Genomic DNA, 9,959 nt, shown 5'->3' with positions numbered 1-9,959 from the left:
GCCCTTCGCCCCCCGCTACCTCAGCCCCGCACCCCCTGCCCTTCGCCCCCTGCCCCACGCCCATTACCCCCCGCGAGGAAATCGTTCCGGTTACGGAGCTGCGCAAAGGCGACCGGATTCGGATTCGGCACGGCGAACTGATTCCGGCCGATGGTATCCTGTATACAGGTACGGGCTCGATTGACTACAGTTTCGTGACGGGCGAATCGACGCCGGAACATAAAGAGCCCGGTACGTTGCTGTACGCCGGGGGCAAACAGGTCGGCGAGGCCATTGAGCTGGAAGTGGTGCGGGACGTATCGCAGAGCTACCTGACCCAGCTCTGGAACAACGACGTGTTTCGGAAGGAAGCGCCCAGCCGTATGCAAACCTTTGCCGATGCCGTGGGAAAGTACTTTACCCGTACGGTACTTATCCTGGCCGTTCTGGTTGGGGCGTACTGGTACGTAGTCGATCCGGAAAAAGCCCTGAATGCCAGCACCGCCGTGCTGATTGTTGCCTGCCCGTGTGTACTGTCGCTGTCGTATCCGTTCGCGCTCGGAACCGGCATGCGGCTGTTGGGTAAGCTGCGGTTCTACCTGAAAAATGCGGACGTAATCGAGCAGATGGCTGCCTGCGATACCCTTGTTTTTGACAAAACCGGCACCCTGACGGCTACGGCGCGTACGGAACCGACGGAATCCTTCTCGTTCGGTCTGGATTCGTTCGAACGGTCGCTGATTGCATCGGTCGCGCAACAGTCGGCCCACCCCCTCAGCCGTCGGCTGGTGGCGTATCTGGCGGAGGCTGCCCCCAGGCCCGTCAGCCGGTTTGTGGAAACGCCGGGGCAGGGCATTGACGCGTACGTCAGTGGTATCCGGGTCAGGCTGGGCGCGCGCTCGTTTGTCGATCCGGCCGGCAGCCTGTCAGACCAGACCTCGGCGGGAGCGGCCGTGTACATCAGCATCGACGGAATTCCGATGGGCTCTTTCCACTTCCCGAACCAGTACCGGCCGGGGGTAGCCTCGCTGCTGAACGAACTCAGGCAGACGTACGAGCTGTACCTGCTCTCGGGCGATACCGATACGGCGCGGGCGGAATTAACCGAGTGGTTCGCGACCGACGATCACCTGGTCTTTCAGTGTCGGCCGCCGGAAAAGCTGGCTTTCATTCAGCAACTTCAGGCGAAAGGCCGTCGGGTCGTTATGATCGGCGACGGTCTCAACGACGCAGGGGCGCTGAAACAGGCGGATGTCGGCATTGCCGTGTCGGAGGATACGGTTCAGTTTACGCCGTCGAGCGATGCCATTCTGGACGCGTCGTCGCTCACCCGGTTGCCCGGTTTTTTGCGCTACAGCCGATTTGCCATGCGACTGATTCGGTTCAGCTTCTGCATTTCGTTGCTGTACAACGGGGTCGGTTTGTGGTTCGCCGTGGCGGGTAATCTGTCGCCGGTAGTAGCCGCCATTCTGATGCCGCTCAGTTCCGCCACCATGCTCCTGATCGCTACCATCGGCATGCGGGGCTGGGCTGGTCGGCTGCTGGCTGATCAAGGCGATACGCGTCAATAGCAGAAACGTTGTTTTCGCGGACTGGCCTGAATCAGCGCCGGGGCTGATAAAGATCATGGAGCCGGGATGGCTGCCGGGGCAATTTTGCACCGCCACGTTTCGGTTTCACTATGCTTATCATCCTTACGTTTTTTGCCTGCCACTGGTATCTGTCCATTTTCACCCAGACCTTTTTTCTCCACCGCTATGCCGCCCACGGGATGTTTACCATGAGTCCCGGCTGGGAGAAGTTCTTTTACGTACTGACGTTCATCGGGCAGGGATCGTCGTTTCTGAGCCCGCGGGCCTACGGCATTATGCACCGGCTGCACCACGCCCATGCCGACACGGAAAACGACCCGCACTCACCGTCGTACTCAACGGGGCTGTTTGATATGATGTGGAAGACGCGCCTGGTCTACAACGACATCCTGAATAACCGCGACACGGTCGCCCTCAAGTTCAAGAAAGGGGTGCCGTACTGGGCATTTATGGAGTGGCTCGGCGACCGCTGGCCGGTACGTATTGCCTGGGGTACGGCCTATACGCTGGTGTACATCGCCTATGCGCCGTCGCTGTGGTGGTTTGCCTTGCTGCCGGTGCATTACCTGATGGGACCCATTCACGGCGCCATCATCAACTGGTACGCGCACCGCTATGGCTACGTCAACTTCGCCGTCGACGATACGGCCCGGAATCTGCTGCCGTTCGATTTTCTGATGATGGGCGAGTCGTACCACAACAACCACCATAAGTTTGGCGGCCGGGCCAACTTCGGCGGTTTTCGCTGGCACGAGTTTGACCCGACCTACCCCCTTATCCGCCTGCTGAACCGACTGGGAATTATCCGGCTGAAAACCAACAACGACCTGAAGTACATGTAGAAAGTCAGAAAACCCGCCCGGGGGACGTACTCGTCAAGACCGTCAACTAACTGATGGTTTGAACCGGCAAACGGTGTACAGTCGAATGCATGCACGAGGTTATCGCGTACGGTGATCGTAACCCGCCGAACCGCTCCGGGTTGCAGACCTTTAAGTGCGTTCCGCACCACCGGCGACCGGCTGATGTACTCCGGGTTCAGCTGTAGCGTATCGCCCTTCCCGAACCAGTACTGCGTCAGGATGGCAGACCCTTCCGGAGCCATGAACCTGCCGCCGGTAATGAAAGCAATAACGAGGGTTTGTTTCGGGAAGAGAATTGCTGCGAACAGCAGGGCGATGCCCGCGAAGAGAACCCATTTCATACAGCGACTGAGAAATTGCGGCAGGCGCAGGGGCCGCTGTGGGCGGTTGTCAATCCTCGGCGGTCGTGGTGTGGCAGTTGCCGTAGATCGTCTCCAGCGTTTGCCGCAGTTGCTCAATGGCCGGTTCTGAAAGCCCCTGCAGAGCCACGCTACGGTTCCGGGCAATAATGGGCGCAACGGCCTGCAGAAGCGCCTGCCCCTGGGGCGTAATGGCCCGGTCTACGCGCCGACGGTCCTGCTGGCTGGCGCTCTGCACGAGCAGCTCTTTTTTAACCAGCAGGTCGATGATGCGGGCCACCGACGCCTGATCCTTAAACACCCGCTCGGCAATCTCCGTCTGCCCCAGCTCGGGCGATTCCTGAATGACACTTAACACCAACCACTGGTCGACAGTGATTGGGATGCCTGCCCGATCAATGTTGCTCTGGGCGTATTGCCGGTAGCGTTTGATTGTTTTGTCGAGCACGTAAAAAATGACGTCATTCAGCATAGAACCGCTACGGAAGGGATTTTGGCTGCAAGTATATCCAAACTCGCCGTAAATCGACCGTTCATCCGCAAAATAGTTCATTCGTCCTGCTTTTCGCACAATTCAGTTCAAATCCGTCTCTTTATCTAAATGATATATCATAGATTTGTCTGGTCGTCTAATTACGCATGTATGAAAACAGCGCTTTACCCAAAATACGTATCAATGCTACTGATGCTGCTTACCATAGCCGTGTACAGTGGTAAGAGTCAGGCTCAATCAACGGGTCAGTTGAAGGGAACTGTTCGGACCGAGTCTGGCTTGCCGGTCGAATTTGCCACCGTCACGCTCCACCGCGCCGGCGATTCGGTGGTGGTCAAGGCGGAGTTTACCGATGCCGACGGGGCTTACCTGTTCGGCCTGTCGGCGCCGGGGCGGTACTACGTAGCCGCTTCGCAGGTGGGCTTTACGAAAGCGAAAACCACCGTAGTCGACGTAGCCACAGACAGCCAGACCCTGCCGGCGCTGGTCCTTCGGGCCAGCCAGAGCACGACCCTGAACGAAGTAAAGGTGGTGGCTCAGAAACCGCTCTATGAACGGCAGGCCGACCGCACCGTCGTGAACGTAGAGGGTAGCTCACTGGCGGCCGGCAATACGTCGCTGGATGTGCTGGCCCGGGCACCGGGGGTGACTGTTGACAACAACGACAACCTGGCCCTGCGCGGGCGGCAGAACGTCCTGGTCCTCATCGACGGCAAACGCCAGCCCATGACCGGCTCCGAACTGGCCGACTACCTGCGGGCCTTACCCGCCGATCAGTTGAAAAGCATTGAACTGATTACAAACCCGCCGGCCAAGTACGACGCCCAGGGCACCGCGGGGATCATTGCCATCAACCTCCGCAAAGACCAGCGGCTGGGGACCAACGGAACTGTACAGGGCAGCTACGGCCGGAGCCAGTACGATAAATACACGGCGGGCCTTACACTCAACAATCGGAAGAAAGGGCTGAATCTGTTCGGCTCGTACAATTACGCCAACCGCGATGGACTGGCCATGCTCGATATTCACCGCGATTTTTATAGTGTTGGGCCGAACCGGCAGCAGACGCTGACCGGCAGCAGCGACCAGATTAACCGGAGCCGGATGTATTTCCTGTCGCACTCCGCCCGGGCGGGGCTGGATTATACCCTCTCCAAGCGGACGGTGCTGGGCCTGGTCGGCAGCTACCAGCAGAGCCGATCGCCCGGTCAGATTGCGCAGAACCAGACGACCCTGTACGACGCAGCCGGTCGGCCGACGGATGTTTACAACGCCCGCAACACGCGCAACTTCCTGTCGCCGAACGGATCGATTAATTTTAACGTTAAACACAACTTCGCCGACTCTACCAATAGCCCCGAGCTGACGGCCGATGTCGACTACGCCCGCTACCGCACGGACCGCCTGCAGGAGCTGGTTACAAACTATGCGTTGTCTGACCGGATCAACACGCTCCTCGTTGGCGACCAGCAGGGCGATCTGACCATCATGTCGGCCAAGGCTGATTTCACCCGCCCGCTCGCCAGACGCAGCCGGTTGGAGGCTGGCGTGAAAGCCAGCCGGGTGTCGTCGGACAACGACGTCGTGTTTCGCCTGACCGAAGGAGCGCTGACGATCGTCGACCTGAGCCGTACCAACCGCTTCCGCTACGACGAGACTATCCTGGCGGCTTACGGGAACTGGAGCCGGACCCTCGCCAAAACCACGCTTCAGTTTGGCGTACGGGCCGAGCAAACACTGGCGGAGGGGCGGCAGGCGGTAGGTGACAGCAGCTTTACGCGCCGGTATGCGCAGTTATTTCCCAGCGCGGCCATTAAACGAACGCTGAGCAAAAATCATGAACTGAACCTGACGTTGAGCCGCCGGATTAACCGCCCGTCGTACGGACAGCTGAATCCGTTCCGGATTATTATCGACCCCACTACAGCCGGCTCGGGTAATCCCAACCTGCGGCCCGAAACCAGCTACAACCTCGAATTGACGCATACGTTTAAAGGGACGTTCAGTACCGGGCTGAGCTACAGCCGCACGAACTTGCCCATCATAGGCGTAGTGCAGCCCGAAACGGATTCAACCGTATTGTCCACGGCCGTAAACCTGAACCGGCAGGATTATTTTGCCCTGACCATCACGGCCCCGGTGCAGCCGGCCAAATGGTGGCAGATGTACAACAACGCCGTGTTCTACTACAGCCATTTTGTGGGTAATCTGGCCGGTACGGCGCTGAATAAAGGGCGTCCGGCGTTTAATCTGAGCAGCAACCATACGTTCACGCTCAGTAAAGGCTGGTCGGCCGAGCTGAACGGCAGCTTCCAGTCGGGGGAGCAGTACGGTTTCCTGCGCGTACGGCCCAACGGTCAGGTGACGGCCGGATTTCAGAAAGCCCTCTGGGAGCGAAAGGGAACACTGCGCCTGAACGTAGCGGATATCTTCTTCACGCAGAAAGTACGGGCGGTGTCGGCCTACGACAACTACATCGAGCGGTTCTATCAACGCCGGGATTCCCGCACGGCTACCCTGTCGTTCTCCTACCGGTTTGGCAACGACAAAGTGACTCCGACTCGCCGACGTACCACCGGAGCCGAGGACGAAAAACGCCGGGCCGGGGGCGCGTAACGGGTTGACGTAACGTAGTCTACAGAGTATACAAACGCGTCTGCGCCTGGAGGTAGTTAACCGACTCCGGGCCAGACGCGTTTTTGTGTTGAGCAGGGATCTGGCTATGGATTAAAGCGTCCAGATACGGTGTTGCAGGGCCAGCCGATTCCTGTTTTTGCCACCGGTGTCATTGCCGGGACTAATTTATTGGCTGCGCTACAACCAGTCCTTTACCTTGTGAGTACAAGTTCAGTTCCTGCTGCCACTTTGCATCCTGCTCGTGTCGATGGTCTGATCGGTGGCTGGACTGAGCCTGCATCAGTATGGTGGGGATTAAGGCAAAAGGGATACTCTATTAGTTTAATCGATTATTAATGGGCTAATCGCACCATTGCATCTGCTTTATGAGTTACTTTGGTACAAGCTTTTGTCTCGTATTAAACGTATGCGTAACTCCCCTTATCCAGCTTTGATTCCGGCTCCGCGCCCGTTGATTTACTTTGTCGACGACGACCCGATAGACCGGCAGTTATATTACAAGGCCTTTCAGCGTACTTTTCACAACCATGACGTCGAACTTTTTTCGAGTGGGTTTGAGATGATGGCCGCTACCAGTCAGGCCGACCGTTTGCCCATGTTGATCTTTCTGGACGTGAAAATGCCCTTGATGGACGGGTTTGAAACCTTACTGAGTCTGAAAGCTGATCGGCGATGGTCAGCGGTCCCCGTCATCATGCTGACGGTCAGCCGGGAGCCTCAGGAATTGAAGTTATGCTACCAGTTGGGAGCGCAGTCCTGGATTGCCAAACCCGAGTCGCAGGAAGCGATGGATCAATTGATGGGCGTGGTGCAGACGTACTGGAATACAGCCGCCCGGACGCCCTATATGGCCTGATTTGGGGCTATATGTTGACCTATAGACGGTTAGCTAATCTGCCAGGACAAGCCGGAAGCAAGCGATACACGACTAACCCGGTCAGTTTGAACAGGCGGTGAGCGAACCGCAGCAACAACTCAGACAACACAGGGTTTACTCACGTAGATTTTATTGTTTACTTAAGTAAGAAAATAGGAAAAAGAGATTAGTTTTGTTCACCTAGTCCTATGCCAATGGCTTACAACAATCTAATATTTACGGCGGATGACGACGAAGATGATCGGCTGTTATTGCAACAGGCGTTTCAGCAGCAGTCGCCGGGTTGCCAGTTAGTTTTCTTCGCCGACGGCGACGAACTGTTGTCAGCGCTTACCAACACCCCCCCTCATGAACTGCCCCGGCTGATTATTCTCGATCTGAATATGCCCCGGATGAGTGGCTTTGAAGTCCTGAAGCGGCTGAAAGCGCATCCGCGTCTCCGAGTTATACCGGTGGTGATCATGACCACATCGAGCCGGCCCGAAGATATATCCCTGAGCTACCAGTCAGGCTCCAGTTCGTTCGTTACCAAGCCGGCCAGCTATGACCGCTTGCTTGAACTGGTGCAGATTACCCGTCAATACTGGTTTGAAACCGTTACCGTCTATTCCGAGTTCTAACCTCTTCCACAAGCAGGTTAGTTTCTTCGGAATGACTCCAGTTTTTTCGTCACCAACACTACCGCTGGCGGATGTATTTAATGCGTCCCCCAACGGTGTTATTTTACTCCAGCCCATCTGGCATGTCGATGGAACGGTGGTTGATTTTGCCTTTACGTTTATCAACGACCGTGCTTTTTCGAAATCTGGTCTGCTCAAAGGCTGGCAGGCCGGCACGACGCTTCTCGACTGGTACGCCGGGAAAGGCCGTGTCGGTCTTTTCGATCAGTACGTGGCGGTGTTTCAAACCGGCCAGTCTATCCACTTCTCCGATTACCAACCCGACGAAGACGAATGGTACGAGCTGACGGCCGCCCGGGTGGGGGATCAGCTCATGATTACGTTCCATGACGTGACGCAGGCGAACCGGGCATTACGGCTGATGCAGCACCAGCGCGACCTGCTGCAGACGATGCTGGATACGTCGCCGGCGGGGATTGTTCTGTACGAAGCCATACGTAATGACGAGGGACAGATTGTTGATTTTCGGTACGTACTGACTAACCCCACCAACGCCCGGGTAACCAACCAAAGCGTTGCCGAAATGACCGGTCAGCTCTTATCGGTAGTTTCTCCAACTGCCTTTTATGGCGATTTTTTGCAGGTGCTGGTAAGCGTTACGGAGACGGGCGTTCCCCGGCAGTTTACGTTTCCCTTCGAGGGCGAGGGCATTCGGGGCTGGTTTGAATCGACCTTTGTTCGCCAGGCCGATGGGGTGCTGTTTACGTTTCTGGACATAACGGCCCTGAAAGATTCCGAGCAGCAGCAGGAACTGCAGGCCCGCTTGCTTCAGACGGTGGTGGACGTATCGCAGACGGGGATCTCGCTGTACCGCGCTGTTCGGGAGTCGCTGCCCGGCGAGGAGGTCGGCTCAATTCAGGATTTTCAGGTGGTATTGAGCAACCAGCAAGCCCAGCAAAACTGGGGACTGCCGGCTGAGCAGTCTGGTAACCTGACTGCCCTGGGCACACAGCCTGACGAACCGGACCCATCGTCGGTGCTGGATCGCTTTGTTCGGGTGGTTGAAACCGGTCGGCCTGAGACCTGGGAGACCCGGTCGCCGGTAGACGGACGCTGGCACAAGGTGCTGGTGGCCAAAGCCGACGACGGTGTGGTGGTCGCGTCGGTCGATATTACGGAAAGCCACCTGTATCAGCAGCGCCTTGAAGATGCCAACGCAGCCCTGAATCGACTGAACGAAAAATTACAGCGGTTTTCGGCCGTGGCCAGTCATGATTTGCAGGAGCCGCTGCGGAAAGTCAAGTTTTACGGCGACATGCTGCTGCATGAGTACGCCCCGACTTTGACGGAGGAAGGGGTCATCTTACTGAAAACGATGCGCGAAGCCGCTGAACGCATGCAGCGGCTGATCGATAATCTGCTGTTTTACGCCCGGCTGGACGCGGGTCTGGCCGATGCAAAGCCGGTTGACTTACAAGAACTGGTAGGTCAGGTAATCGGGGATCTGTCGCTGAATGTACAGGGGGCTGCGATTGATGTTGGGCCATTGCCGACCGTTATGGGCGACCGGATCCAACTGGGACAGTTGTTTCAGAACCTGGTCAACAACGCACTGAAATACCGCCGGCCGGATGTGTCACTGCGTCTGCAGGTTCGCGCCGATCGGGTTACGGCCGATGAACTGCCGCAGTTACTACCGCAACCCACCGAACCGGTTTCGGACGGATTCTGGCGGATTGTCATGACCGATAATGGTATCGGGTTTGAGCCCCGGCACGCGGAGCGTATTTTTCAGTCGTTTGAGCGGTTGCCGGGCCGAACGGTTGGAACGGGACTAGGCCTGGCCATCTGTAAGCAGGTGGCGGAGAATCATGGCGGGTTTCTGACAGCCACGGGAGAGCCAAATCAAGGAGCTACGTTTACGCTGTATCTGCCCAAAGCAACAGGGGAGGGCTAACCGTAGATAATCAGGCATCTGCCTGGGGGAGTCGGGCAACGCTGAACCAGTATTGACGGATGATCATCACGATGTCAACCAGTTCAGTGTATTTATTGGGTTTATTGATAACGGTCTGGGCGCCCAGCTGATACGCCAGTTTTATCTGTTCCGGGTCATCACTGCCGGTGAGAATGATAACGGGAATATCGGCCCATTGCCGGTTCATTTTCAGATTAGTGAGCACTTCAAGGCCATGAGCGATTGGCATATTCATGTCCAGAAAGATCAGGTTTGGCTTGGCGCCAGGTTCAGCCATGATTTCGAGCATGACCAGTCCGTTCTGGAATATGCGCACCTTGCAGTAGGGGATGGCCTCATGAATGGCAGTTTGAACCAGCAGCGCATCGTCCTCATCATCATCGACCAAATACACTAATCTGTCGGTGGTTTGACTGCGCGTAGACGTTGAGAGCATAAGGACAATTGTGAACGGGAATGAAAAGTCAAAACTAAGCAAATTTACCTTAACTGGTCGGTAAGGCTATTAAATTATCGCTGAGGTTTCATCGTAGCCGGCCGGGAAATACCCCTGCTTAGCTG

General features: G+C 56.7%; 9 protein-coding genes. 6 read left to right on the top strand and 3 right to left on the bottom strand.

The features are described 5' to 3' along the window. Both DYU11_RS31360 and DYU11_RS31355 read left to right on the top strand, forming a co-directional pair. Positions 1-1,550 (top strand): heavy metal translocating P-type ATPase (locus tag DYU11_RS31360; RefSeq protein WP_119671703.1); only part of this gene is annotated, 1,550 nt, incomplete at its 5' end. 110 nt (positions 1,551-1,660) lie between these two features. Beyond that, positions 1,661-2,413: an acyl-CoA desaturase gene (locus tag DYU11_RS31355; protein ID WP_119671702.1), complete on the top strand. Its 753-nt coding sequence runs from the start codon at positions 1,661-1,663 to the stop codon at positions 2,411-2,413. Here DYU11_RS31355 and DYU11_RS31350 read toward each other — a convergent pair. Both DYU11_RS31350 and DYU11_RS31345 read right to left on the bottom strand, forming a co-directional pair. Continuing rightward, positions 2,338-2,775: a hypothetical protein gene (locus DYU11_RS31350; protein ID WP_119671701.1), complete on the bottom strand. Its 438-nt coding sequence runs from the start codon at positions 2,773-2,775 to the stop codon at positions 2,338-2,340. The genes DYU11_RS31355 and DYU11_RS31350 overlap by 76 nt on opposite strands. Before the next feature lie 49 nt (positions 2,776-2,824). Beyond that, positions 2,825-3,265 carry a MarR family winged helix-turn-helix transcriptional regulator gene (locus DYU11_RS31345; RefSeq protein ID WP_119671711.1) on the bottom strand — a complete coding sequence of 147 codons (441 nt, stop codon included), beginning with the start codon at positions 3,263-3,265 and terminating at the stop codon, positions 2,825-2,827. A gap of 171 nt (positions 3,266-3,436) precedes the next feature. Here DYU11_RS31345 and DYU11_RS31340 point away from each other — a divergent pair, with 171 nt between their 5' ends. The 4 genes from DYU11_RS31340 to DYU11_RS31325 all read left to right on the top strand — a co-directional run bounded on the left by DYU11_RS31340 (position 3,437) and on the right by DYU11_RS31325 (position 9,377). Further along, positions 3,437-5,902 carry a TonB-dependent receptor domain-containing protein gene (locus tag DYU11_RS31340; RefSeq protein WP_229366142.1) on the top strand — a complete coding sequence of 822 codons (2,466 nt, stop codon included), beginning with the start codon at positions 3,437-3,439 and terminating at the stop codon, positions 5,900-5,902. A gap of 427 nt (positions 5,903-6,329) precedes the next feature. Next, positions 6,330-6,779, top strand: a complete 450-nt coding sequence (locus DYU11_RS31335) for a response regulator (RefSeq protein WP_119671699.1) — start codon at positions 6,330-6,332, stop codon at positions 6,777-6,779. A gap of 215 nt (positions 6,780-6,994) precedes the next feature. Further along, a complete protein-coding gene (locus DYU11_RS31330; protein ID WP_229366141.1) occupies positions 6,995-7,420 on the top strand; it encodes a response regulator in 426 nt (141 codons plus the stop codon). Between the two features lie 31 nt (positions 7,421-7,451). Next, complete coding sequence (locus tag DYU11_RS31325; RefSeq protein WP_158600401.1) at positions 7,452-9,377, top strand: ATP-binding protein; 1,926 nt, start codon at positions 7,452-7,454, stop codon at positions 9,375-9,377. 10 nt (positions 9,378-9,387) lie between these two features. Here DYU11_RS31325 and DYU11_RS31320 read toward each other — a convergent pair whose 3' ends face one another. Beyond that, the gene (locus DYU11_RS31320; RefSeq protein WP_119671696.1) at positions 9,388-9,834 is read right to left on the bottom strand and encodes a response regulator; all 447 of its coding nucleotides are present in this window, start codon (positions 9,832-9,834) and stop codon (positions 9,388-9,390) included. Between the last annotated feature and the right edge of the window lie 125 nt (positions 9,835-9,959).

This window comes from Fibrisoma montanum (assembly GCF_003583365.1).
Lineage (GTDB): Bacteria > Bacteroidota > Bacteroidia > Cytophagales > Spirosomataceae > Fibrisoma > Fibrisoma montanum.
Note: the sequence above shows the minus strand (reverse complement) of the source record. Positions and strands in the feature narration are given on the sequence as shown.